Source organism: Emcibacter nanhaiensis (genome assembly GCF_006385175.1).
Taxonomy (GTDB): Bacteria; Pseudomonadota; Alphaproteobacteria; order Sphingomonadales; family Emcibacteraceae; genus Emcibacter; species Emcibacter nanhaiensis.
Genome location: NZ_VFIY01000005.1, coordinates 473504 through 499070, shown reverse-complemented (window position 1 = coordinate 499070; position 25567 = coordinate 473504). Strand labels below are relative to the sequence as shown.

Below are 25567 nucleotides of genomic sequence, written 5' to 3'. Positions count from 1 at the left end.
GGCGGACTTTCTCGTGGGCAAATCGAACGGTCGGCAGATAGAAAAATTCAAGCAGGCGGTGACCTCCACCGTCCGGGCGCTGGCCGGTAATGCCGAAATCGATGTGACCTTCGGCCCGGAGGCAAATGCCCGGCCGGGGGAGAGCGCGCGCCTGCCCCTGGTGAGCCACGACCTGCCCGCGGGGGAAGTCACCCTGGCCCGGGGTTACGGCGACGCCTATGCCCTGCGCAAAAGGTTCCATAACGACGTCCTGCACCGCAGGAATGCCCCGACGCTGCCCGATGCCCGGGCCATCTATGACGCCATGGAAGAGGCGCGGGTCGAAGCCATCGGCAGCACCCATATGAAAGGCGTGGCCGGCAACCTGGATGCCCTGACCAACAAATATTACAAAGATCATTCGCTGACCGCGTCCAGCAACCTGGACGACGCCGCCCTGGGCGATGTGATGAATCTTCTGGTGCGGGAAAAACTGACCCACCAGGCACCGCCCGAGGAAGCCCGGGAAGCCGTCAATGCGCTCCGGCCGCTGATCGAGGAAAAGGCCTCCCAGCATCTTGACCAGCTGATGGCGGCCATGGAAGACCAGGCCGCTTTTGCCCGGGTCAGTCGCCAGATTATTTCCGACCTCGGCCTGGCCGAAAACCTCAATCCGGACGAGGAGCCGGAGGACAGCGAGCAGGACGAGCAGGAGCAACAGGACCAGCAGCAGGACCAGGACGAACAGGATACCGAGGGCGAACAGTCCTCGGATGCCGCCGCCGACATGAGCGACCAGGGGGAGAGCCCCGACGAAAGCTCAAGCGCGGAGGCCGGCGCCGAACTGACGCCGGAGCAACTGGAAGACCTGATGAACGAAGCGGCCCTGGAACAGATGTCCGAGGTGCCTTGGTCCCACATGAGCAATCACCCCGGCCAGGGACCGATCACCAGTTACAAGGTCTATACCACCGAATATGACGAAATCATCGCCGCTGAGGAACTGTGCGACCCGGACGAACTGATCCATCTTCGCAAAACCCTGGACCAGCAGTTAAGCCACCTGCAGGGTATGGTGACCAAGCTCGCCAACCGGCTGCAGCGCATGCTGATGGCCCAGCAGATGCGGTCCTGGGATTTCGACCTGGAAGAAGGCATTCTCGATACGGCACGGCTGACCCGGGTCGTCACCAATCCGATGCACCCGCTGTCTTTCAAAATGGAAAATGAGACCGAGTTCAAGGACACGGTCGTGACCCTGCTGATCGACAACTCGGGCTCCATGCGCGGCCGGCCCATCACCATCGCCGCCATGTGCGCCGATATCCTGGCCCGCACCCTGGAGAGGTGCGGTGTCAAGGTGGAGATCCTCGGCTTTACCACCAAGGCCTGGAAAGGCGGCAAGTCCCGCACCCAGTGGCTGGAAGACAACAAGCCGAAAAACCCGGGTCGGCTCAACGACCTGAGGCATATTATCTACAAGACTGCCGACGCTCCCTGGCGCCGGGCCAACACCAACCTTGGCCTGATGTTGCGGGAGGGCCTGCTGAAGGAAAATATCGACGGCGAAAGCCTGCTGTGGGCTCACAACCGGCTGGTTGGCCGACCGGAGGAGCGTCGCATCCTGATGGTCATTTCCGACGGCGCCCCGGTGGATGACAGCACGCTGTCTTCCAACAACGCCAATTTCCTGGAGGACCACCTGAGGGCGGTCATCGACTGGATCGAGAAGAAATCAACGGTAGAGCTGCTGGCGATCGGTATCGGCCATGACGTGACCCGTTATTACCAGAACGCCATCACCATCATGGATGCGGAACAACTCGGCGGCGCCATTACGGAACAACTGGCCGACCTGTTCGATGACAAGCCGGGCCGGCGAAAACTTCACTAACTGGTTTCTGTAATTCCGGGAAGGAATCTACATGGAGCGGATCCAGCTTTTCAGCTGGTTGAGCTGGTTGCGCAGGATGGTTTCATCCCCGGCGGCCGAAGACAGCAGGGTGACCCCGTAAAGGGCCCCGGTCAGGCGGGCGGCCAGATCCGGCGCTTCATCCACAAAACTCATGAGACGAAACTGCTCGGTAATCCATTCCAGGCGCCGGTTGACCAATGCCGTTGCCGCCTGCTCAAGTTCCGGTGATTCATTTTTCAGATCGAGGAACAGGCGGGTAATCGGGCAGCCGTATTTCACCAGGCTTTCCCCTTCGTCCACCAGGCTGTCAATCAGGCTGCTCAGGCGCTGGCGGGGATTGGACTGTTCCTCGGTTTTGGAAAAAATTTCACTGAGGTGTTCGTTGTGGCGGTCCAGCACCTGCAGGCAGAGATCCGCCTTGGTTGCAAAACAGTCGGTGACTTTGTCCAGCGGCAGGCAGACATCATCGGCGATGTCTTCCAGGGTCGTCTTGTGATAGCCCTGTTTGCGCATCAGTGCCAGCGCCGACAAAACAAGTCTGTCAGCGGTCGTGTCTGTCGTAGTCTGGTCCTTCTGGTTTTCCTGCACAGTCTGTCCCCCGGCCGGCAAACTCTCTGGATCCATATGATTTGCCAATTGAGTCTGCATTCGCTGCTTTCTCTATATTATTACATTTTTTTTTGCCGCGCCCAGTCTTTCACCAAAATCTTAACATAATCTTATGGGAAACATTCAACTTTAAGGAATTGATTTTCCTTAACTCGTGGAAATTTAAGTGGATTTTCTAGCGGTTTTATGGGATTAGCTATAACTATGTTGGCCAGTGGATTTACCAGACAGTTGATGTTTTGGCTTGCGGTCGTCCTGACGACTTTGCCGACCCTTAGCCATGCCGGGGACACCCCCGTTCCTGAGAAGATCCGGAAAATCGACCTCAAGTCGATCTCTATCCCCTTGAATCACAAGAATATTTCCGAAAACAAAGCCGGCGCCCTCACCTATCTGGGGGGCGTTCAACTGTTCAGCAACAGCGCCTCTTTCGGCGGCATTTCAGGCTTTGTCATCAGTCCCGACGGCGACAGGATTCTGGGCGTCTCGGACCGTGGCTTCTGGTTTCTGGCCAATGTGATGTACGACAAGGGACATCTTGTCGGTTTGCAGAATGGCGAAATGAGCCCGCTTTCAGATGAAAAAGGCCGGCAATATCGTGGCAAGGAAAGTGATGCTGAAGCCGTCACCCTGGTGGACAGCGGGGGACTCGTGGTGTCTTTTGAAAATGACCACCGATTCCGTTATTACCAGGCAAGCTCCACCCTGAACTTTGACTCCGTCCTGAAGTCAAACGCCCAGGTGATTTCCTTCGCCCCGGATCTGTCCCCGGTTCTGGAAGGACTGCCCAAAAACCTGGGGATTGAGGCCCTGACCACCCTGACCGACGGACGGATGCTGGCCATCTCCGAAGCCGCCCTGGAAAACAGCAACAACGGCATGGCCCGGGCCTGGATCATCGGCCGCGGCGCGGTTCTGCCGCTGACCTATGAGTTGACGGACCTTTATCGCCCGACCGACATGGCCACCCTGCCGGACGGGGATGTCCTGGTGCTGGAGCGGCATTTCTCCCTTGCCCGCGGTATGGCCAGCCGCCTGCGTCACATCAAGGCCGCCGACATTCGGGAAGGCACCGAACTGAAGGGCGAAGTGATCGCCTGCATGGAGTTCCCCTATAACATCGATAATATGGAAGCCCTGGCGGTACGGCAGAATGAGGCCGGTGAAACCATTGTCTATATGATGTCCGACAACAACTTCAATCCGCTGCAGCGCAACCTGCTGATGATGTTCCGCCTGGACCAGGAAGAAAAGCCCGAGCAGCCGCAGCCGGCATTTTCCGGCCAGCAGCTGGCCCAGACCATGGGCCTGGTGGCCGGCAACCGCTGACCTTCCACTCACTTTCTGATTTCAGGCACAAAAAAAGCCGCTCAGGTGAGCGGCTCTTCGTAAATTCATTTTACAGATTGCTTAGGCAGCTTTTTCAGCAACCTTTTTCTTGATCTGTTTTTTCAGGCGACGGGCCTTGAGGGACAGGTTCTCATCGCGGGATTTCAGCAGGAAGTTATCCAAGCCACCGTTATGCTCGACGGAGCGCAGGGCGTGAGTGGAGATCCGCAGGCCTACGGACTGACCCAGGGCGTCGCTGAGCAGGGTTGCCTTGGTCAGGTTCGGCAGGAAACGGCGACGAGTCTTGTTCATGGCATGGCTGACGTTGTTGCCGCTCATCACACTTTTGCCGGTCAATTCACATACGCGTGACATTGCTTTGTCCTTGTTTTTAAACGTTATCTATCCGGGCCATCACCAATAACTCAACAGAATCGCCGGGAGGCCCTGTAAAACTTGAAAGGGGTATATAGGGGATAGGCCATATCACGTCAAGCAATATCCCGCCTCCGGGGCAAAAAAAACGCCCCGGCGTCAGGGGACGCGCCTATCCGGCGAGAAAGGCCTCCAGAAGGGTGCGGGCCGCGGCGGTCGGCGGCTGTTTGCCGTCACGCACCGCCTGTTCCATCTCTTCAAGCTTCTCCGGCAGATGCTCACGAAAGCGGTCCACCAGCTGGTCATGGATTTCCGACCACATCCAGGATACCGCCTGTTCGGCCCGGTTGGCGGCCAGTTCGCCGCTGCCCGTCAGCTTGTCGCGATAGTCGCCGACCGCCTGCCAGATTTCCTCGAGCCCAGTGCCCTTGAGCGCCGAGGCGAGGCAGACCTGCGCCGTCCAGTTGGGGCTTTTCGGCCGCATCAGGTGCAGCGCCAGGCTGTAGTCCGCCGCCGCCCGCTTGGCCGCCGGTTTGAGGTCGCCGTCCGCCTTGTTGACAATCACCAGGTCGGCCAGCTCCATGATGCCGCGCTTGATGCCCTGCAGATCGTCGCCGCCACCGGGGGACAGCAGCAGCAGGAACATGTCGACCATCTCCGCCACCGCCACTTCCGACTGGCCGACGCCCACGGTCTCGATCAGGATCACGTCATAGCCCGCCGCCTCGCACATCAGCAGTGCTTCGCGGGTACGGCGCGCGACGCCGCCGAGGCTGCCGCCGGACGGCGACGGCCGGATGAACGCCTTGGGATTGCGGCTCAGTTGTTCCATGCGGGTCTTGTCACCAAGGATCGAGCCGCCGTTGAGGGTCGAAGACGGGTCGATGGCCAGCACCGCCACCTTGAGGCCCTGTTCGGTGAGGTAAGTGCCGAAGGCCTCGATAAAAGTGGATTTGCCGACCCCGGGCGTGCCAGTAAAGCCAAGCCGGATCGCCTTGCCGGTATGGGGCAGCAGCGCGGTCAGCAGGTGCTGGGCCTCGGCCTGATGGTCGGCGCGGGTGGATTCGCTGAGCGTAATCGCCTTGGCCAGCGCCCGGCGCTGTCCCTGGAGGATTCCGTCTTTCAAGCTCTCGATGTCCATGATTATGGTTTTAAGGGTCAAGTCCCGGAAAGTACAGAGGGATTATGACTTGTAGATATCCGGAACATTGATTTCCATGAAGATGTCCGGGTTTTGCACCGGCTCGAAGCCGAGCCTGGCATAGACCCCGTGCGCATCCCGGGTCGCCAACATCCAGCGCCGAAGCCCCTGCAGCTCCGGATGAGCCCGGAGCCGGGAGACCAGTTCCCGGGCCAGTCCCTGCCCCTGATAATCGGGCAGGACAAACACATCGGCCAGATAGGCGAAGCTCGCCCGGTCGGTCACCACCCGGGCAAAGCCGGCCTGGACGCCGTCTGAATCATAGACACCGATACACAGGGAGCCGTCGATGCACTTCTGCACCGTATCCAGCGGGATGCCGTCCGCCCAGTAGGACTGGGTCAGGAAACCATGAATGACGTCCGGCTGCAGCCGCTCCTTATCGAAACTATACTGGTAAGCTTCCCTGTCCTTCATTATCTGGCGGCCTCCATCTCGTCTTCCTCGGGATAATCCACCGCCACACCATAATGCGGATCCTCGATCACGGAAACCTCCATGAATTTTCTGGCCCGTGTCAGCAGCTTCTGACAATCCGGACTCAGGTGGCGGAGATGCAGCTTCTTGCCGGCCTTTTCATATTTCTCGGCCATGCTGTCGATGGCCTGCAGCGCGGAATGATCCACCACCCGGCTGTTGATGAAATCGACGATCACATCGTCCGGATCCTGGGCCGGATCGAACAGGGCATTGAAACTTTCCACCGAGCCGAAGAACAGCGGACCGTTAAGCCGGTAAACCTTGCTGCCCTGCATGTCGATCAGCACCTTGGCGTCAATCCGTTTCGACGCCTGCCAGGCATAGACCAGCGCGGAGACAATCACCCCGGCAATCACTGCCACGGCCAGGTCGCTGTAAACCGTAACCCCGGTCACCAGCAGCAGCACGAAAGCGTCGGCCCGGGGAATCACCATCAGGATCTTGAAGGTGGCCCAGGCAAAGGTGCCGATCACCACCATGAACATGACGCCGACCAGGGCGGCGAGCGGAATCTGCTCGATCAGGCCGGAAGCAAACAGGATGAAGGCGAGCAAAAACAGCGCCGCGGTAATGCCGCTCAGGCGATGGCGGCCGCCGGATTTCAGGTTGATGATGCTCTGGCCGATCATGGCGCAACCGCCCATGCCGCCGAAGAAGCCGGTCACCACATTGGACATGCCCTGGGCCACGCATTCCTTGCTGGCGCCGCCCTTTTTCTCCAGCATTTCATTGGCCAGGTTGAGGGTCAGCAGCGATTCAATCAGGCCGATCGCCGCCAGGATCAGGGCATAAGGGAAGATGATTTCCAGCGTCTCAAAATTGAGCGGTACCATCGGCAGATGAAACTCCGGCAGGCCGCCGGCGATGGAGGCCATGTCGCCGACCCGCGGCACATCCAGGTCAAAGCCGATCACCACGGCGCTGACGCCGAGGATGGCGGCCAGCGGCCCGGGAACGAATTTGGTGATTTTGGGCATGAAATGAATGATGAACATGGTCAGCACCACAAGGCCCAGCATCATGGCGAGCGGCTCGCCGGTCATCCAGACCTTTTCCCCGGCCGCATTATGGACCTTGAACTGGCCGAGCTGGGCCAGGAAAATCACAATCGCCAGGCCGTTGACAAAGCCGAGCATCACCGGATGCGGGATCATGCGGATAAACTTGCCGAGCCGGAATACCCCGGCCAGGATCTGGAAAATGCCCATCAGCACCACGGTGGCGAACAGATATTCCACCCCGTGATCGGCCACCAAAGCCACCATGACCACGGCCAGCGCCCCGGTGGCGCCGGAGATCATGCCGGGACGACCGCCGAACAGGGCGGTGATCAGCCCGACCATGAAGGCGGCATACAGGCCGACCAGCGGATTGACCCCGGCGACAAAGGCGAAGGCGACCGCCTCCGGCACCAAAGCCAGGGCCACGGTCAGGCCGGAAAAAAGCTCGGTTTTAATCTGTCCCGCGGACATGCCGCGTAAAAAGGACGGCCCTGCGCCGCCCCCTGTTTCTATCCTGTTGGTCACGTTATACCCTGTCCGGCCCCGGGGGGCCTTTTCCTGTTCAGGGGCCTGCATAAAGCAATTCACGCTGCGCCGCAACAGCAGACCGGGAATTATTGGTCAAAGCCTAGGCCTCGTAGGCATGCACCTCGATGGTAATATGGTCGAGGCCGGAAATGTCCGGCAGCAGCGCCCGGTAATGCTCCGGCGCTTTGGGATCGCGGGAGACGATAGATAGCATGGCCACCTTCTTGTGTGGGCTGACCTGCCACAGGTGCAGGTCGACCACATGGTCACCCGTTTCCTTTTCGATAGCGTCGATGATTTTCACCCGGAGCGCGGGATCTTCGGTCCGATCCAGCAGCACGTGGCCGGTTTCCTTCATCAGGCCCCATGCCCATTTGCTGATGATCACGGCGCCGACGATGCCCATCAGCGGGTCCATCCACACCCAGCCCAGCGACTTGCCGGCCAACAGCGCGACGATGGCCAGCACCGAGGTCAGGGCATCGGCCAGCACATGCATATAGGCGGCGCGCAAATTATGGTCCTCGTGGCCATGGTCGTGTCCATGGTCGTGGGAGTGATCATGATGATGATCGTGCCCGTGATCGTGGTGATGGTGATGGCTGTCCTTCAGCATCCAGGCGCTGACCAGGTTGACGATCAGGCCGACCACCGCCACCAGGATCGCTTCGTTGAACTGGATCGCCTCGGGCGTGATCAGGCGGGAGACGGATTCAATCACCATCAGCAGGGCGACAATGCCGAGCACGATGGCGCTGGTATAGCCGCCAAGGAAACCGACCTTGCCGGTGCCGAAACTGAACTGGACATTTTCCGCATGCTTGCGGGCATAGCCGTAGGCGAACAGGGTGATGCCGAGCGCAGCGGCATGGGTGCCCATATGCAGCCCGTCGGCCAGCAGCGCCATGGAGCCGAACATAAGCCCGGCACCCACTTCGATCACCATCATGAACAGGGTCAGCAGGATCACCCGGAAGGTGCTCTTCTCCCCCTGTTTATTTTCAAGATGAAAGTCGTGGTTCGGCTGCCAGCGCTCGAGATTATCCATACTTCTGAAAATACCCTGTTCTTTTTATTCCTCTGAGAATTCTTTTTACTGGTTCAGATTGACCTTGGCACGTGTTTTTTTCAGGGCGCCCTGTTTCTTCTTGCCCTCAAGCCGGCGTTCCCTGGCGCCGCGGCTGGGTTTGGTCGGCGTGCGTTTTTTCGGCACATGGGTCGCCTGGCGGATCAGCTCGACCAGCCGCTCCAGCGCCAGCTCCCGGTTCCGCGCCTGGCTGCGGGTCTCATGGACGCTGATCACCAGCACCCCGTCCTTGGTCATGCGCTGGCCGGCGAGTGTGCGCAGCCGGGCGAACAGGGCCGGGGAAATGGCGGCGGAGTGTTTGGCGTCATAGCGCAACTGCACCCCGGTCGAGACCTTGTTCACATTCTGCCCGCCCGGTCCCGGCGAGCGGATGAACTGCTCCTCGATCTCGTCCTCGTCGATATGGATGTTGTGGGTGATTTCGATCATGAAGAGACTTTAACAGGTGAAAAAGGGATGTCAAAAAGGAGAAAATAATATCGATTGACGATACTATCGAAATACGGTACTATACAGCATGATCAGGGGGTTCAAGGATAAGCAGACGGAACGCATCTTCAATCGGCAGTTCACCAAAAAGCTGCCCCAGGACCTGCACCGCCTGGCTTATCGCAAATTGCTCCTGATCCACGCCACCGCCGATGTCAGCGAGTTGCGTATCCCACCGGGCAACCGGCTGGAGCAGTTAAAAGGCGACCGGGCCGGACAATATAGCATCCGCATTAATGACCAATGGCGCATTTGTTTTGTCTGGCGGGACGGCAACGCCTTCGAAGTAGAAATTTGTGATTATCATTAGGACGTGCAAATGGACGGACAAATGAAAAAGATAGACCCCATTCATCCCGGTGAAATCCTCCAGGAGGAGTTTCTCACCCCCATGGGCCTCAGCGCCTATGCCCTGGCCAAGGCCACCGGCATGACCCAGACCCGCCTGTCCGAAATCCTCAAGGGCAAACGGGCCATTACCGCCGATACGGCGCTGCGCCTCGGCCGGGCCTTTAACATGTCGGCCGATTTCTGGATGACCCTGCAGGCACATTATGATCTGGAAGTGGCGCGGGACGAAGTGGGGGACAAGATTGCGGAAGAAGTGAAGGTTGTGGCGGCTTAAACTGCCGGGTTACCCGATCACCCCATAGCCCCGGGCCATGAGGACGGCCAAGAGCGGGATCAGCAGGAACAGGGCAAGCTCGGCCCGGATCAGCATCAGCATGAGGGACGGCACATAGACGGTACCCTCAGCCTGCCGCCGGGCCCTGAGGAAAAAGAAGGTCGGCCACAGCGACAGCACCCCGACGGTGACAAAGACCGCGAGCTTGAGGTGGAAAATCCAGTTGCCGAGATAATAGTCCGCATCACCAACCACGAACCAGAGCGCCAACCCGGCCAGCAGCACCAGCCCGGCACTGAGCCCGTAAAGCGCGTCAATCAGGGCGAGGCGGCGGATTTCCTGCACCGTCATTTCCGCCTTGATCAGCATATGTTCGGCTGACAGGGTTGCGCCCACGCCGATGATGCCGAGAAAATGAATATAGCGGATAAGAACGTCTTCCATGCGAGCCCCCTGTTGCTGGTTCAGAAATGTATCATGACCGCCGCCGCGGCAAAACACAAGCAGGACAGCAGAATACCGACAAAGGGAATGCGGAACCAGTAGCACCGCGCCAGCACCAGGTAGCCCAGGCCCAGCAGCAGCGGCAGGTTGGAAAACCACAGGCTTCCCCGGATCAGCTCCATATGCCACAGCGCCAGCGGAATATAGATCGCCGCGAACAGCATCGGGCCGAAGCTATGGCTGGCGTTAAAGCCGATCCAGGCCTTCCACACCGTGGTCTCGCGGGTGAGGCGCAGGGTCGAGCCCTGCATGGCCTCGATGGCTGCGGGGTCATAAGGCTCAAACCGCGGCGTGAAAAAGGTATAGACCAGATGCACAACCCCCAGGAGGCCAAGGATCGCCGCACCGATGATGATCAATATCTGGTCCATGTTATCTCCCCTTTACTGGGTCGCCATACTCCCCGGGGAGCCTGCGCCCAGGTGTTTGGCGAAAAATGCCTCCATGGCCTTCAGGGTAGCATAGCGCGCAGCTTCCGTATCCAGCATATGGTCGCCGTCTTCCAACTGGACAAAGGTTACATCCTTGCCTTCATCCTTCAACTCGTCCACCATCATTTCCGCATGGCGGAGAGGAACCCGGAAGTCATCCTTGGCATGGATAATCAGCAGCGGGATTTTGATATCATCAACACGATGATAGGGGGAAACCTCTTCATCGTCCGCTCCCTCAAGCCCCATGGTTTTGATCCAGGCCCTGCCGCCGGTATAGCGTTTGTCTTTTGCTTTCAGCATCGGCAGGTTGAGCACGCCGTTGATGCTGACAGCGCACTGGTACAGGTCAGGTGTCTTGACGGCGCCCATGGCCGCCGCATAGCCGCCATAGGAGGCTCCGGCGATACAGATCCGGTCCGGATCAGCCATGCCCTGATCAATCAGCCATTTGACCCCGTCGGTCACATCATCCTGCATCAGGCCGCCCCACTGGTTTTCACCAGCTTCCTGGAAGGCCGGTCCATAGCCTTCCGAGCCCCGAAAATTGGGCTGGAACACGGCATAACCCCGGCTGGCGAGAAATTGGGTGCGATAGGCAAACGATCTGACCGTCTGGGCTTCCGGCCCCCCGTGCGGCATCACAATCAAGGGAAGATTTCTCACTTCTCTCCCCCTGGGGACTGTCAGGTACCCGTGGATGACCTGACCGTCCCGGGCTATGTAGCGGACATACTGCATAGGCGACATCTGTTCCGGGGTAATGCCCGGCATGGTTTCGGCAAGGAAGTCCAGGCTTCCTTTGCTGAAATCAAGCAGATAATAGACCCCGGGTTCAACATCGCTGGAGGAGAAAATCAGGAACTTCTTCTGACCCTTCACCCGGCTGATGACCCGATTGACCGTATTTGGCAAAGCCTTGTCGACGACCTTTTGCAGCGCGGCAAAATATTTGTCAAAATACATATATCCGGACTTTTCCCTGTAATTGCGCACCCCGATCGGCCTGCCGGACAAAGGATCGAAAACAATGTGATCTGTATCGACATCTTCATCCGAATAAACTTCTTCCACAACTTTGTCTGCAGGAATATTCACCTTGTAAACCGCAAAACGGCCGGCTTCATTCAGACCTTTGGCATAGGCAATCGCAGGGTCCTTGTCGAAGGCAATGGGGTCCAGATTCAGTTTCGCAAGCTGCCCCTCCTCGATCTGCATCCATTTTCCTGTCTCGGGAGACCTGTAGAGCTGTTTGAAATCGCTTTTCCAATAGCCCCAGGACAGGCGCAGCTCATGCTGCTGATCGGTCTGGTAGCTCTGGATTCCCTTCATACCATCGGTGAGTTCGGTAAAATCACCGTCGTTGACGTCGACCATGCGGATTTCGCTTGCCCCGTCCCAGTCTCCGTCAATGGATACAAGAATATGGTCAGGATCATCCGGCAGCCAGTCGATCACCCTGTCCTGGATCTGGACATCGAAATCTTCCTTGGTCAGGGTTGATACCGACCCCTTCCTCTTTCTCGGCTTGATGATATTTTTCAAATTCCCGCTCGGCAAATCAAACGCATAGAGGCGGGTTTCCAGGGTGGTTGTGCCGTATCTCTGGGCAGTGTACCCGATAGAGACGGCTATTTTTTTATTGTTCACCCATTTGAACCAGTTGATATCCGCCTTGTCCGGCGCCGGAATACCGCTCAGCTTGCCACTTTCAATATTGCGGATGACGATAGCCTTGCGCCCCTTGTGCGGCACCATATAGGCGATATGACTGCCGTCCGGCGACAGCTCCATATCCATGATGGCCGGCAGCTGGGCAAAAGCCTTGATGGGGATATCCCCGGGCGACTTGACGTCCTCAGCCCAGGCTGAATTGATGGAAAGAATAAAGGAAAATATTAGTGTAAGAAAAAGTCTTATCCGGCCACACATCCGAATACCCCCTTATCGTTATCTGGTCTGTTTATTGCAAAAATCCTAGTACAGACCATTGAGGGGGACAACCTTTTTTCTAAAAAGCCGGGCTTACTTCCCTTCCAGCTTGTCGAGGATTTCGCCGGCGGCTTTGGGGATGTTAGTGCCGGGGCCGAAGATGGCGGCGCAGCCGGCCTTGTAGAGGAAATCGTAATCCTGCTGCGGGATCACGCCACCGCAGGAGACCAGGATATCTTCCGCGCCTTCTTTTTTCAGTTCGGCAATCAGGGCCGGCACCAGGGTCTTGTGCCCGGCGGCCAGGCTGGAGACACCGATGATATGCACGTCATTTTCGATCGCCTGGCGGGCGGCCTCCTCGGGGGTCTGGAACAGAGGCCCCACGTCGACGTCAAAGCCGATGTCGGCAAAGGCGGTCGCCACCACCTTGGCGCCGCGGTCATGGCCGTCCTGGCCCATTTTCACCACCATCATGCGCGGGCGGCGGCCTTCGCGTTTGGCGAACTGCTCAACCCGCTCCTGGATGGCCTTGAAGCCTTCATCCCCTTCGTAGGCGGAACCGTATACCCCGGAGATGGAGCGCACTTCCGCTTTATGGCGGCCGAAGATTTTTTCCATGGCGTCTGAAATCTCCCCGAGTGAGGCGCGGGCGCGGGCGGCGTCCACGGCTTTTTCCAGCAGATTTTCGCCGCTTTTGGCCGCTTCTGTCAAGGCCTCGAGCGCGGCCTGGCATTTGGCTTCGTCGCGAGTGCTGCGCATTTTCTCGAGCCTTGCGATCTGGGCCTCGCGCACAGCGGCATTATCCACATCGAGGATTTCGATCGGGTCTTCCTTGGCCAGCTGGTATTTGTTGACACCGACCACCACTTCCTCGCCCTTGTCAATGCGGGCCTGCTTGCGGGCGGCGGCTTCCTCGATCTTCATTTTCGGCAGCCCGGCCTCGACCGCTTTGGTCATGCCGCCCATTTCCTCAACTTCCCAGATCAGCTTCCAGGCTTCCTGCACCAGCTCATTGGTCAGGCTTTCGATGTAATAGGAGCCGCCCAAGGGATCGACCACATTACAGATGCCGGTTTCCTCCTGCAGCACCAGCTGGGTGTTGCGGGCGATGCGGGCGGAAAAGTCAGTCGGCAGAGCGATGGCTTCATCCAGCGCATTGGTGTGCAGGCTTTGCGTCCCGCCGAGCGCCGCGGCCATAGCTTCCACCGTGGTGCGGATTACATTGTTGTAGGGGTCTTTCTCGGTCAGCGACACGCCAGAGGTCTGGCAGTGGGTGCGCAACATCAGGCTTTTCGGGTTCTTGGCGCCGAAATTTTCCATGATCTGGGCCCAGATGGTGCGGGCGGCGCGCAGCTTGGCCACTTCCATGAAGAAATTCATGCCGATGGCGAAGAAGAAGCTCAAGCGCGGGGCGAAGGCGTCCACATCCAGGCCCTTGGCCGTGGCGGCGCGGACATATTCCATGCCGTCGGCCAGGGTAAAAGCCAGTTCCTGCAGCTGGGTCGCGCCCGCTTCCTGCATGTGATAGCCGGAAATGGAGATGCTGTTGAAGCGCGGCATTTTGGTAGAGGTATATTCGATGATGTCGCCGATGATGCGCATGCTGGGTTCCGGCGGGTAAATATAGGTGTTGCGGACCATGAATTCCTTGAGGATGTCATTCTGGATGGTGCCGGAGAGCTGTTCCGGTTTCACGTCCTGTTCCTCGGCGGCAACAATATAGAAGGCCATGCAGGGAATGACCGCGCCGTTCATGGTCATGGAGACGGACATTTCATCAAGCGGGATCTGGTCGAACAGGATTTTCATGTCCTCGACCGAGTCGATGGCCACCCCGGCCTTGCCCACGTCACCGACCACCCGCGGATGATCGCTGTCATAGCCGCGGTGGGTGGCGAGGTCGAACGCGACCGACAGGCCCTTCTGGCCGGCGGCCAGGTTGCGGCGGTAAAAGGCGTTGGATTCCTCGGCGGTGGAGAAACCGGCATACTGGCGCACGGTCCAGGGCCGGCCCGCATACATGCTGGCGCGCACGCCGCGGGTATAGGGAGCGAAACCGGGCAGGAAGGTCTGGTCGTCGGCCAGATAGGGGATGTCCCTGAGGTCTTCCGATGTATAAAGCGCCTTGACGTCAATGCCTTCCGGCGTATGCCAGACGATGTCATCGGCGGTCTTGCCGCGCAGTTCCTTCGTCACCAGTTCCTGCCAGTCGGTAATGCCTTTGGTGTTTTTCGTCTCGCTCATGTCTCGTCCAAGGTCCCTCTTGCGCCCACAGGGGCCTGCCCTGCTGCAAAATGTTACTCACGAGTAAGGTATTTATCCCATTCCCCCGGCCAAGGCAATAAATCTTTTGGCCAGTGCCGAAAAATTCCCGCAAAATTTCCCAAAAATTTCAGACTCAAAATCGTATACAATTTTCCCATAGTCCAGTATGGTGGCGCTTTGAATTAACCATACACACATGATAACACACATGGGGATGAATATGTCTTTCCGTACCACACTTTTCAGTCTGGTGATTTTCGCGCTGTCCGTGGCCACTGCCCGGGCCGACGCCACCGCAGACTTCCACAAGCTTCTCGATAAACACTGGCAGAAAGCCAACGAAGAACAGGTTTTCTTCCACACCGACCCGGACGGCTGGAAGCCGGACGGCAAACTGGCCGATTTTTCACCGGCAGGGTTTGACCGCCGGATGAAGTTCAATGACCAAATGCTGAGCGAACTGGCCAAAATCCCGATGGATCAATTGTCCGCCGAGGACCAGATCAGCTATCGCCTGTTCCAATATGAGCGGGAGCTGGAAAAGGAAAGCTACACGACCCAGGACAAATATTTCCCGGTCAACTATCTCTCCGCCTGGTTCAGCTATTTTGGCGAAGCTCCGGCCAACATGGCCTTCCTGAACAAGCAGGATTATGATAAGTTCCTGGTCAGCCTCGACGACTACCCCCGCTTCAACCGGGAAAATATCGAGCTGCTGCGCGAAGGCATCAAGGCCGGCTACACCCAGTATTGTGGCAGCTTCCAGGATTATCATAAGAACATCAGCAACTATATCACCGCTACGCCGGAAGATAGCCCGCTCTATGTACCGTTCAAAAAGTTCCCGGCCACCTTCCCGGACAAGCTGAAACAGGACCTGGCGGCCAAGGCGAAAAAGCTGATCGCCGAGAAAGTCATCCCCGCCTACCAGGAGCTTTATGACTTCTGGATCAAAGACTATATGCCCCACTGCCGCAAGGAAGCGGGTATTTCAAGCCTGCCGGGCGGCGACGACTATTACGCCTGGGCGATCCGGTTCTATACCACGACCGATATGACGGCGAAGCAGATCCATGAACTCGGCCTCAGCGAAGTCAAACGCATCCGCGCCGAGATGGACGCCATCATCAAAAAAGTGGGCTTCACCGGCAGCTACAAGGAGTTCCTCACCTTCCTGCGTACTGATGACCAGTTTTACGCCACCAGCGAACAGGACCTGATGGAAAAAGCTTCCTATATCAACATGAAAATGTACGGCAAACTGCCCTATCTGTTCGGCACCCTGCCGCGTAACACCTTTGCCCTCAAAAGCACAAAGGACCGCGGCACCTTCTATATGCCGCCGCCGGACAACCGCACCCCCGGCACCTATTTCCTCAGCATTAAGGGCCTGCGCGAACAGCCGCTTTACGACCTGACCGCCCTGAGCCTGCATGAGGGCGTGCCGGGCCACCACCTGCAGACCGCGCTGGCCATGGAATCAAATGTGCCGGCTTTCCGCCGCACCCTCAACCACAATGCCTATACGGAAGGTTGGGGTCTTTATTCGGAAAAGCTGGGCGTGGAAGCCGGCATGTATGAAGACCCCTACAGCGATTTCGGCCGCCTGAGCAACGAAATCTGGCGCGCCTACCGGCTGGTGGTCGACACCGGCATCCATTCCATGGGCTGGAGCCGCCAGAAAGCCATCGACCTGCTGGTCAATAATACCGCGCTCAGCGAAGGCGAGGCCGCGGCCCAGATCGACCGCTATATTTCCTGGCCGGCTCAGGCCCTGTCCTACAAGATCGGCGAGTTGAAACTGCTGGAACTGCGCCACCGGGCGGAAAAAGCGCTCGGCGAAGACTTCGATATCCGCGCCTTCCATGACGTGCTCCTGCTCAACGGCTCCCTGCCGCTCAGCATGCTCGAGGAAATCGTCGACGACTGGATTGCCAAACAGCGCAAAAAATAAAGGGGATAATTATGAAACTGAAGACCGCCTTCTCGGTCGTTCTGCTGGCCGGGGCTTTGGCCCTTCCGGTGCAGGCCGATGAAACCAAAGGCTTCCGCAAGATTCTGGACGACAGCTGGGAATATGCCATGAAGGAATTCCCGACCTACGCCAGCTATCTCGGGGATAAACGCTATAACGACCAGCTGGACCATGCCTCGCTCAAGGACGAGGAACGCCGGGCAGAACATACAAAAAAGATCCTCGCCCGGCTGGATAAAATACAGCTGTCCAAACTGAGCGCGGAAGACCAGCTCAATTACAAGCTGTTCCGCACCGAGGTGGAGCGGGACATTGAGGCTCACACCTTCAAAAACTATCTGTTCAATATCACCAACCGGGGCGGCTGGCACATGGATTTTGCCCAGTTGCCGAGCCTGCTCAGCTTCACCAAGGAAAAGGATTACCGGGATTTCATTTCCCGCCTCAATGCCTATCCCCGCTTTAACGCGGAGAACATGGAGGTGATGAAAGAGGCCATCAGGGAAGGTTTTGTCCATGCCTGCGCCTCCATGGAAGGCTACGAGACCTCCATCTCCACCCATATCGTCAAGGATGTGGAAAAAAGCGCCCTCTACGCGCCGTTCGTGAAGATGCCGGATATGATCCCGGCCGACACCCAGGCTGAACTGCGGGCGGAAGCGAAAAAAGCCATCATGGACAAAGTGGTGCCGGCCTACCAGGCCCTGTACGAGCTATATACCGAAGACTATCAGCCGCACTGCATGAAACAAGTGGGCGCCCTGCACTGGCCCAACGGCAAGGCCTATTACGAGCACCGGGTGCGCCAGTATACCACCACCGACATGACGCCGCAGGAAGTGCATGAAAAAGGCCTGAGCGAGGTCAAGCGCATCCGCGGCGAGATGATGGATGTGATCAAGGAAGTAGGCTTCGACGGCGGCCTCCAGGAATTTATCGAATTCCTGCGCACCGACCCGCAGTTTTACGCCAAGACGCCGGAAGAGCTTCTCGGCAAGGCCAGCACCATTGCCAAGAAGATGGACGGCCAGTTGCCCAAGCTGTTCGGCCACCTGCCGCGCCAGCCTTACGGCATCGCGGTGATCCCGGCTGATATCGCCGAGAAAACCACCACCGCCTATTATATGCCGGGGGCGCCGGACGGCAGCCGGGCCGGTTTCTATTATGTCAATACCTCGCTGCTCGACAGCCGGCCGCTGTATACCCTGGAAAGCCTGACCCTGCATGAGGCGGTGCCGGGCCACCACCTGCAGATCGCGCTGGCCAGCGAAACCGACCTGCCCAATTTCCGCAGGTATGGCGGCTATACGGTGTTTGTCGAGGGCTGGGGCTTATATGCCGAACGGCTCGGCCTGGAAGTGGGCTTCTACGAAGACCCCTACAGCAACTTCGGCCGCCTGAGCTATGAAATGTGGCGGGCGTTGCGCCTGGTGGTCGATACCGGCATGCATTATCTCGGCTGGACCCGCCAGCAGGCCATCGACTTCATGGCGGAAAATTCCGCCCTCAGCCTGCATAATATCACCGCCGAGGTGGACCGCTACATCACCTGGCCGGGCCAGGCGCTGGCCTATAAGACCGGCGAGCTGAAAATCCGCGAACTCCGCGCCAGAGCGGAAGAGGCACTGGGGGAAGATTTCGACCTCCGCGCCTTCCATGATGAGATCCTGCGCCACGGCGCCGTACCGATTTCCGTGCTGGAGGATATTGTCGACAACTGGATCAAGACCCGGAAAAGCTGACCTTCAGTCACTCCATTTTCAAAGGCCCAGCTCTGACCGCTGGGCCTTTGTCAGTTTGGCCCTGATGATGTCATAGGCGTCCGTGATGTGCAGGCGGATATCCTCGTCAGTCATGGCAGCAGCATCGACAAGCTGGACCCATTTGGCCCGGGCGAGATAGGGGGCCGGGACGATGCCGTCCTGTTCGCACAGCACTTCATAAGCCAGGTCGGAACATTTGAAGCTGATCTTCTGCTCCTCACCCTCGCCCCAGATCGAACAGATGGCGAAAATCTTGCCGCCCACCTTCCACACCGAGCTGTTGCCCCACTGCACCACATTGTCACTGGCCTTCAGGCTGCCGCAAAACTGATCAAATTCTTCCCGTGTCATTTTATCCCCTTACACGACAGGGATTGTTCCGCAAATTTTGCCCGGGCACAAGCCATATAAAATCTGCATATTCACCAATGTACCGAATTCCCTTGACTTTGTGCAGCGCAACGCCCATATGGTGCAGCAACCGCCGTGCTGTTAAGGGCACGGCCTTTTTTACGTCCGCCGTGAAAGCAGGCCCAGCCTGCCAGACCAGTCTAGTTCATTGGGTATCATCGCGGAACAAAGCCGGACCACCGGCATAACGCACGCGAAAGGATACTCCGTGACTGAAGTGACCACATCGGCCTTTGCCGATCTGGGCCTTGTTGGCCCTTTGCTTAAAAACATCCGCAAGGAAGGCTTCGAAAGCCCGACCCCGATCCAGGAAAACGCCATTCCGCTTCTGCTGGAAGGCCGGGACATGATCGGCCTCGCCCAGACCGGCGGCGGCAAGACTGCGGCCTTCGCCCTGCCGACCCTGCAGCGGCTCAGCGAAACTGCCGGCAAGCGCCGGCCCTCCACCCCGCGCGCCCTGATCCTGGCCCCGACCCGGGAACTGGCCAAGCAGATCGCCGACAGCATTTTCCCCTTTAACCGGGGCCTCGGCCTGAAACAGACCGCCATTTTCGGCGGCGCCCCCATGGGCAAACAGATCGGCCTGCTGCGCCAGGGCGTTGATGTGCTGGTGGCCACACCGGGCCGCCTGCTGGACCATAAGAAACGCGGCAGCATCAACCTCAGCGAAATTGAAATTTTCATTCTGGACGAGGCCGACCGCATGCTGGACATGGGCTTCATCCACGATGTGAAGGCCATTGCCGCCGACCTGCCGGAAGAACACCAGACGGTGCTGTTTTCCGCCACCATGACCCCGAATGTGAAAAAGCTGGCCCAGCAGATCCTGCGTAATCCCGCCTATGTGGAAATGGAGCAGGAGACCGCCGTGGCCGACACCATCAGCCACAAGGTCATGTTCCTGGACGGCCAGAACAAGCGCGCCCTGCTCACCGAAGTACTGGAAAAGGAAGATCCTGCGCAGGCGATCATCTTCGCCAAAACAAAGGCCGGCTCGGATAATCTGGCCCGGGCGCTGTCTCAGCAGGACTATACCGTTGCCGCTATTCATGGCGACAAACACCAGTCCATGCGGGAAAAAATCCTGCGCCGGTTCCGGAACGGCTCCCTGCGATTTCTGGTCGCCACCGATGTGGCCGCCCGCGGCATTGACGTGCCGGGTATCGACATGGTGATCAACTATGACCTGCCGATGGAACCGGAAAACTATGTCCACCGGGTGGGCCGGACCGGCCGCAACGGCGAGCGCGGCCAGGCCATTTCCTTCTGCGACGGCAAAGACAAAGGCCTGCTGCGGCTGATCGAGAAACAGATCGATCAGAAAATCGAGGTGGACGCCGACCATGCCTTCCACGTCGAGGTGAAGGAAGAAAAAGTCGGCCGCGGCTACAAGGGTGGACGCCGGACCGGCGGACGCCCGTCAGGCAAGCCGGGGCAGAAATCCTACAAATCACGTAAACCGCGGGGACCGAAAAAAGAGTTTGGTGAAAGCCGGCGGGTAAAACCGGGCAGCAAACCTTCTGGCCCCAAAAAGAATTCGAACGCCAATGGAAACAACAAGTTCGTCAAAGCCAGAAAGCCTGCCGGCGGCCCGAAGCGGCGTGCAGCCTGAACCATTTGATGTCCTGATCATCGGGGCCGGCGCCGCCGGCCTCATGTGCGCCATCGAGGCCGGCAAACGCGGCCTCAAGGTGCTGGTGCTGGACCATGCCAAAAAACCGGCGGAAAAAATCCGCATCTCCGGCGGCGGCCGCTGCAATTTCACCAACATTCATGCCGCGCCGGAAAACTATATTTCGCAAAACCCGCGATTCTGCGTCTCGGCCCTGCGACGATACCGGCCGCAGGATTTCATCAATCTGGTCGACCGCTACCAGATCAAATGGCACGAGAAGACCTTGGGGCAGCTGTTCTGCGACAACAGCTCACAGGACATTATCGGCATGCTGTTCCGGGAATGTGAACGGGCCGGTGTCGCCATTATCACCAGTTCCGAGATCGACGAGATCAGCCACAAGGACGAGCTGTTCCGGCTCACAACCTCGCGCGGCCCCTATGCCTGCCGCAAGCTGGTCGTCGCCTGCGGCGGGCCGTCGATCCCGAAAATGGGCGCCAGCAATTTCGGCTACAGGATCGCCCGCCAGTTCGGCCTCAAGGTGATCGAGCCGCGGCCGGGTCTGGTGCCGCTGACCTTTTCCGGCCCGCTCAAGGAAAAGCTGGCGGCGCTGAGCGGCGTCTCCCAGGAGGTCGAGGTGCGGTTTGGCAAAGTCAAATTCCGCGAAGCACTGCTGTTCACCCACCGGGGCCTGAGCGGCCCGGCGATCCTGCAGATTTCCAGCTATTGGCGCGAGGGAGAACCGCTCCGCCTCAACCTGCTGCCGGACCATGACCTGTTCGCCCTGCTGAAAGACGCCAAGGAGGCTACCCCCAAACAGGAGCTGATCACGGTACTCACCGACCATTTGCCCCGCCGTCTGGCCCAGTTCATCGTTGAAGAAACCGGCGTTGACGGCCGGCTCGCCGACCTTAGCCACAAGAAGCTGCAGGCCGTCGCCGCCATGGTCAACGACTGGCAGGTGCTGCCCAACGGCACCGAGGGCTACCGCACCGCCGAGGTCACCGTCGGCGGCGTCGATACCGACGAACTGTCGTCAAAAACCTTTGAAGCCAAAAAGGTGCCCGGGCTTTATTTCATCGGTGAAGTGGTCGATGTCACCGGCCATCTCGGCGGCTATAACTTCCAGTGGGCCTGGGCTTCGGGCCACGCCTGCGGGCAACTGATTTAATTGCCGCTATAGACTTATTTCCCCACATCCATTGACCGCCGGAACAGGATCAGACTGAGGCCGAAGAAGAACAGTCCCATCACCGCCACGATCAGGAACTCGGGCCAGACCACGTCGATGCCCGCATCCCGCAGCAGGATCGACTGGGAAAAACTGACATAATGGCGGGAGGGGAGGAAAAAGGTAATGTCCTGCATCCAGTCCGGCTGGTTTTCCACCGGCGTCTTGCCGCCGGACAGCAGCATCATCGGCAGAATCATGAGAATAGTCAGAAGGCCGAGCTGGGGCATGCTGCGGACGATGGTGCCGATAAACACGCCGAAAGCGGTGGCGAAAAACAGGAAAATAATGGTCCCGCACAGATAAAGCGGCACCGATCCCGCCACTGGCACCGAAAGCACCCGGTGGATGACCAGCAGGATGGCAAAAGCCACGCCGAGCAGGATGACCAGGCCGTTGGCCCAGACCTTGGACAGGACGATTTCCCAGGGGGTGAGCGGCATCACCATGAGATGCTCGATGGTGCCATGCTCCCGCTCCCGGATCAGGGCGGCGCCGGTCAGAATGACGGTCAGCATCACCACCTTGTCAATCACCGAGGCCAGGCTGGTAAACCACATGGAAATGGCATTGGGGTTGAAGGCCATATGGCTGACCAGCTTGACCGGCGGCTCGATTCCCTCGGGCGTGCCAAGGACAAAATTTGCTACCTCGTCATTGATCAGTTCCTGCAGGTACCCCGCCCCCTTGCCGGCCTGGTTGACGGCGGTGGCGTCCACATCGACCAGGATTTCCGGCTTGCGCCCGGCCAGAATATCCTGCTCAAACCCCTTGGGGATATTGAGTACAAACATATAGTCGCCGTCATCCATACCGTTCGCCGCCGCCGGCGCACTCACCATAACCGGATCCCGGAAAAAGGGTTTCGGTACCGCGTCCATGATCTGCTTGGACAGGCGCGACTGATCCTCGTCAACCACCGCGATGGAGGCGTTGTGCACCTGGCCGGTAATGCCGGTGGCTTCCACATAGACCGCCAGGGTGAAGGAATAGATCACCAGAACCAGCAGTACGATGTCCCGCTTCAGACTGAACAATTCCTTGATGCCGAGCCAGAAAATATGCCGAATCCTGTTCATGTCATTTCTCCTGCTTTTTCATGGCGATGACGGCAAGGGTCAGGAACACCGGCACATAAACCATCAAACGCAGCAGATCCGGGGCCAGGGCCTCCAGCGACAGGGCCTTGGTAAAGGAGCCGACCCCCAGGTGCAGGAACTTGCCGGCCGGCCAGAGATGGCCCATAAGTTCGGCCCGGCCCTGCAGCGTGGACACCGGCTGGGTCAGGCCGGAAAACTGGATCGTCGGCATAATCGCCAGGATGGCGGTGGCGAAAATGGCGGCGATCTGGCTGCGGACAAAGGCGGAAATCATCAGCCCGAAGCCGGTCGTCACAGTCACATAGAACAGGCTGCCGATCAGAAAGGCGGTCAGGCTGCCCTTGACCGGCACCTGGAACAGGAACAGGGCCATCACCAGCAGCATCAGGGTATTGATGTAAAAAATTATGATATAGGGCAGCTGCTTGCCGAGCAGGAATTCAAGCCGGGTGACCGGTGTCACATAAAAATTGTTGATGCTGCCCAGTTCCTTTTCCCGCACCACACTGACCGCCATGAGGATCGCCGGCACCATGAACAACAGGATGGTGGGAATGGCCGGCACCATGGCATAGATGCTTTCGAAGCTGGGATTGTAGCTGTAGCGGATCACGATATCCACCGGCAGCTGTTGCAGCGGTTCGCCTGTTGTCCGGCGACTGTAATCATCCAGATAGGCACGGTGCAGGCCCTGGACATAGCCCTTGATGGTTTCGGCCTGGTCCGGCATGGCCCCGTCAATCCAAGCCGCCACCTCGGGCTTTTTGCCCTGACTGAGGTCGCGGCCGAAATCGGGCGGTATTTCCACCACCAGCGACGCTTTGTTGCCCTGCAGCAGGGTTTCCGCCTCCTCGGCACTGTAAATCCGGTCAACCTCCCGGAAATAGCGGGAGCCGCGGAACTGTTCCACATAGGCCCGGCTTTCCGGCGAATTGTCCAGGTCCAGCGCCGCATAGCGCAAATTCGTCACATCGGCGGAAATGCCGTAGCCGAAAACGATATAGAGCAGGGCCGTGCCGCCGAAGGCAAAGGCCAGCCGGATCGGATCCCGGATAATTTCCAGATATTCCCGGTAACTGTAGGTCAGCAGGCGCGACAGCCGGAAAAATCCCGGCTTTTTGCGTTGTCCCGGTTCTGCCGCCGCTTCCGCAGGGACAATTTCCTCAACCTCGGCCTCCTCTTCCCCTACCGTTTCCCGGATATAGTCGATAAAGGCGTCCTCGAAACTTTCGGTATTCTTCGCCTGCATCAGCCGGTCGGGCGTATCGCAGGCCAGCACCTTGCCGTCATGCATCAGAGAGACCCGGTCGCAGCGCAACGCCTCATTCATAAAATGGGTGGAGATGAAAATGGTCACATTCTGATTGCGCGACAGGTCGATCAGCAGTTTCCAGAACTCATCGCGGGCAATGGGATCCACCCCGGAGGTGGGCTCATCCAGGATCAGCATTTCCGGCTCGTGAATGACCGCCACCGCCAGCGACAGGCGCTGGCGCACGCCGAGCGGCAGGGACTCGGTCAAATCGTCGAGATGTTTTTCCAGCGTGAAGCGGGCCACCAGATCCTTTATCCGCGCCTTGATCTCACGGTCAGAGAGATTAAACAGGCGGCCATGCAGCACCAAGTTCTGCCGTACCGTCAGTTCCCGGTACAGCGAGAAGGATTGCGACATATAGCCGACCCGCTCGCGGGTTTTCATGTCTCCCCCTTTGACCTGGCTGCCAAACAGAAAGGCCTCACCTTCGCTGGCCGGCAGCAGGCCGGTCAGCATCTTCATGGTCGTGGTCTTGCCGCAGCCGTTGGAACCGAGAAAGCCGAAAATTTCGCCGCGCTGGATTTCAAAACTGACATCATCGACGGCTGTAAAATTGCCGAACCGCCGGGTCAGGTTCCGGGCCTCGATGGCGACTTCGCCATCCTGCACTTCCAGCGGCGGGATCACCAGCCGTTGTTTGCTGCCTTGCTCCTGGCCCGGAAGCAGCCGGATAAATGTATCTTCCAGACTGTCGCAGCCGGTCTGCGCCTTCAGGTCGGAAGGCGTCCCCGTGGCCAGCACTTTGCCGTCATTCATGGCCACCAGCCAGTCGAAACGGTCCGCCTCCTCCATATAGGCGGTAGAGACCAGCACACTCATGTTCGGGCTGCTTTTCCGGATCTCGTCGATCAGGATCCAGAACTGCTGCCGGCTCAGCGGGTCGACGCCGGTGGTCGGCTCGTCCAGGATCAACAGGTCTGGATCATGGATCAGGGCGCAGCACAGACCCAGCTTCTGCTTCATGCCGCCGGACAGCTTGCCCGCCGGACGGCGCTTGAACGGCAACAGTCCCGTTGCCCTGAGCAGGCGATCAATCCGGACTTTGCGCGCTTTCCGGCTCAGGCCGAACAAGCGGGCGAAAAACTGCAGGTTTTCATGGATACTCAGGTCCATATAGAGGTTTTTACCCAGCCCCTGGGGCATGTAGGCGATATGGGGATAGACCCTGTTGCGGTGTTTTTCCGAGGTCATGTCGCCGTCCAGCACCTCGACTGTACCTTCCTGCAGCTTGCGGGCGCCGGCGATCAGGCCCATCAGGGTCGACTTGCCGACCCCGTCCGGCCCGATCAGGCCGACCATACAGCCTGCCGGCAGGGAAAGGGTGACGTCGCTCAGGGCGGATTTGCGTCCATAACGGTGAGTGACACCGGTCAGTTCGGCAACATATGATCCCGACCGGTCGCTCAC

General features: G+C 58.6%; 22 protein-coding genes. 8 read left to right on the top strand and 14 right to left on the bottom strand.

Annotated features, from left to right (window positions below):
* Window positions 1-13 precede the first annotated feature (13 nt).
* Window positions 14-1873 (top strand): cobaltochelatase subunit CobT, encoded by a 1860-nt coding sequence (cobT, locus tag FIV46_RS06230; RefSeq protein WP_139939540.1) that lies wholly within the window; start codon window positions 14-16, stop codon window positions 1871-1873.
* 27 nt (window positions 1874-1900) lie between these two features.
* On the opposite strand, the gene FIV46_RS06225 is transcribed toward cobT, so the two are convergent.
* Window positions 1901-2482, bottom strand: coding sequence for a TetR/AcrR family transcriptional regulator (locus FIV46_RS06225; RefSeq protein ID WP_219845928.1), 582 nt, complete (start codon window positions 2480-2482; stop codon window positions 1901-1903).
* 255 nt (window positions 2483-2737) lie between these two features.
* Here FIV46_RS06225 and FIV46_RS06220 point away from each other — a divergent pair, with 255 nt between their 5' ends.
* Entirely contained in the window at window positions 2738-3832 is a 1095-nt protein-coding gene (locus FIV46_RS06220) for an esterase-like activity of phytase family protein (protein ID WP_181163079.1), read from the top strand.
* Window positions 3833-3913: 81 nt separating this feature from the next.
* Here FIV46_RS06220 and rpmB read toward each other — a convergent pair whose 3' ends face one another.
* The 6 genes from rpmB to arfB form a co-directional block, all read right to left on the bottom strand.
* A complete protein-coding gene (rpmB, locus tag FIV46_RS06215) occupies window positions 3914-4207 on the bottom strand; it encodes a 50S ribosomal protein L28 (protein ID WP_139939534.1) in 294 nt (97 codons plus the stop codon).
* Window positions 4208-4379: 172 nt separating this feature from the next.
* Entirely contained in the window at window positions 4380-5348 is a 969-nt protein-coding gene (gene meaB, locus FIV46_RS06210) for a methylmalonyl Co-A mutase-associated GTPase MeaB (RefSeq protein ID WP_139939532.1), read from the bottom strand.
* A 42-nt stretch (window positions 5349-5390) separates the two neighbouring features.
* Complete coding sequence (locus FIV46_RS06205) at window positions 5391-5825, bottom strand: GNAT family N-acetyltransferase (protein WP_139939530.1); 435 nt, start codon at window positions 5823-5825, stop codon at window positions 5391-5393.
* The gene (locus FIV46_RS06200; RefSeq protein ID WP_139940040.1) at window positions 5825-7360 is read right to left on the bottom strand and encodes a SulP family inorganic anion transporter; all 1536 of its coding nucleotides are present in this window, start codon (window positions 7358-7360) and stop codon (window positions 5825-5827) included. Before FIV46_RS06200 ends, FIV46_RS06205 begins: the two co-directional genes overlap by 1 nt.
* A 157-nt stretch (window positions 7361-7517) precedes the next feature.
* On the bottom strand, window positions 7518-8465 hold the full coding sequence (dmeF, locus tag FIV46_RS06195) for a CDF family Co(II)/Ni(II) efflux transporter DmeF (RefSeq protein WP_139939528.1): 948 nt from the start codon (window positions 8463-8465) through the stop codon (window positions 7518-7520).
* 45 nt (window positions 8466-8510) lie between these two features.
* Window positions 8511-8933 (bottom strand): alternative ribosome rescue aminoacyl-tRNA hydrolase ArfB, encoded by a 423-nt coding sequence (gene arfB / locus FIV46_RS06190; RefSeq protein WP_139939526.1) that lies wholly within the window; start codon window positions 8931-8933, stop codon window positions 8511-8513.
* A gap of 88 nt (window positions 8934-9021) precedes the next feature.
* Between arfB and FIV46_RS06185 the strand changes: the two genes are divergently transcribed.
* Together FIV46_RS06185 and FIV46_RS06180 are read left to right on the top strand one after the other, a co-directional pair.
* A complete protein-coding gene (locus FIV46_RS06185; RefSeq protein ID WP_139939524.1) occupies window positions 9022-9303 on the top strand; it encodes a type II toxin-antitoxin system RelE/ParE family toxin in 282 nt (93 codons plus the stop codon).
* Window positions 9304-9324: 21 nt separating this feature from the next.
* Complete coding sequence (locus FIV46_RS06180) at window positions 9325-9618, top strand: HigA family addiction module antitoxin (RefSeq protein ID WP_139939522.1); 294 nt, start codon at window positions 9325-9327, stop codon at window positions 9616-9618.
* A 9-nt stretch (window positions 9619-9627) separates the two neighbouring features.
* On the opposite strand, the gene FIV46_RS06175 is transcribed toward FIV46_RS06180, so the two are convergent.
* The 4 genes from FIV46_RS06175 to scpA all read right to left on the bottom strand — a co-directional run bounded on the left by FIV46_RS06175 (window position 9628) and on the right by scpA (window position 14729).
* The gene (locus FIV46_RS06175) at window positions 9628-10062 is read right to left on the bottom strand and encodes a DUF2214 family protein (RefSeq protein ID WP_139939520.1); all 435 of its coding nucleotides are present in this window, start codon (window positions 10060-10062) and stop codon (window positions 9628-9630) included.
* 20 nt (window positions 10063-10082) lie between these two features.
* Window positions 10083-10493 carry an LIC_13387 family protein gene (locus tag FIV46_RS06170; RefSeq protein ID WP_139939519.1) on the bottom strand — a complete coding sequence of 137 codons (411 nt, stop codon included), beginning with the start codon at window positions 10491-10493 and terminating at the stop codon, window positions 10083-10085.
* 12 nt (window positions 10494-10505) lie between these two features.
* Window positions 10506-12485 carry an alpha/beta hydrolase family protein gene (locus FIV46_RS06165; protein WP_139939517.1) on the bottom strand — a complete coding sequence of 660 codons (1980 nt, stop codon included), beginning with the start codon at window positions 12483-12485 and terminating at the stop codon, window positions 10506-10508.
* Between the two features lie 93 nt (window positions 12486-12578).
* Window positions 12579-14729 carry a methylmalonyl-CoA mutase gene (gene scpA, locus FIV46_RS06160; protein ID WP_139939516.1) on the bottom strand — a complete coding sequence of 717 codons (2151 nt, stop codon included), beginning with the start codon at window positions 14727-14729 and terminating at the stop codon, window positions 12579-12581.
* Between the two features lie 241 nt (window positions 14730-14970).
* Between scpA and FIV46_RS06155 the strand changes: the two genes are divergently transcribed.
* The gene (locus FIV46_RS06155) at window positions 14971-16704 is read left to right on the top strand and encodes a DUF885 domain-containing protein (protein ID WP_219845922.1); all 1734 of its coding nucleotides are present in this window, start codon (window positions 14971-14973) and stop codon (window positions 16702-16704) included.
* 11 nt (window positions 16705-16715) lie between these two features.
* Entirely contained in the window at window positions 16716-18467 is a 1752-nt protein-coding gene (locus FIV46_RS06150; protein WP_139939514.1) for a DUF885 domain-containing protein, read from the top strand.
* 18 nt (window positions 18468-18485) lie between these two features.
* Here the strand turns inward: FIV46_RS06150 and FIV46_RS06145 are convergent, their stop codons facing one another.
* Entirely contained in the window at window positions 18486-18839 is a 354-nt protein-coding gene (locus tag FIV46_RS06145) for an MmcQ/YjbR family DNA-binding protein (protein ID WP_139939512.1), read from the bottom strand.
* A gap of 268 nt (window positions 18840-19107) precedes the next feature.
* On the opposite strand from FIV46_RS06145, the gene FIV46_RS06140 reads away from it, so the two are divergent.
* Together FIV46_RS06140 and FIV46_RS06135 are read left to right on the top strand one after the other, a co-directional pair.
* Window positions 19108-20511: a DEAD/DEAH box helicase gene (locus tag FIV46_RS06140; RefSeq protein WP_139939510.1), complete on the top strand. Its 1404-nt coding sequence runs from the start codon at window positions 19108-19110 to the stop codon at window positions 20509-20511.
* Entirely contained in the window at window positions 20447-21685 is a 1239-nt protein-coding gene (locus tag FIV46_RS06135) for a BaiN/RdsA family NAD(P)/FAD-dependent oxidoreductase (RefSeq protein WP_139939508.1), read from the top strand. Before FIV46_RS06140 ends, FIV46_RS06135 begins: the two co-directional genes overlap by 65 nt.
* 14 nt (window positions 21686-21699) lie before the next feature.
* Here FIV46_RS06135 and FIV46_RS06130 read toward each other — a convergent pair whose 3' ends face one another.
* Entirely contained in the window at window positions 21700-22824 is a 1125-nt protein-coding gene (locus tag FIV46_RS06130; protein WP_139939506.1) for an ABC transporter permease, read from the bottom strand.
* 1 nt (window position 22825) lies between these two features.
* Window positions 22826-25567 carry a ribosome-associated ATPase/putative transporter RbbA gene (gene rbbA, locus FIV46_RS06125; RefSeq protein ID WP_139939504.1) on the bottom strand — a complete coding sequence of 914 codons (2742 nt, stop codon included), beginning with the start codon at window positions 25565-25567 and terminating at the stop codon, window positions 22826-22828.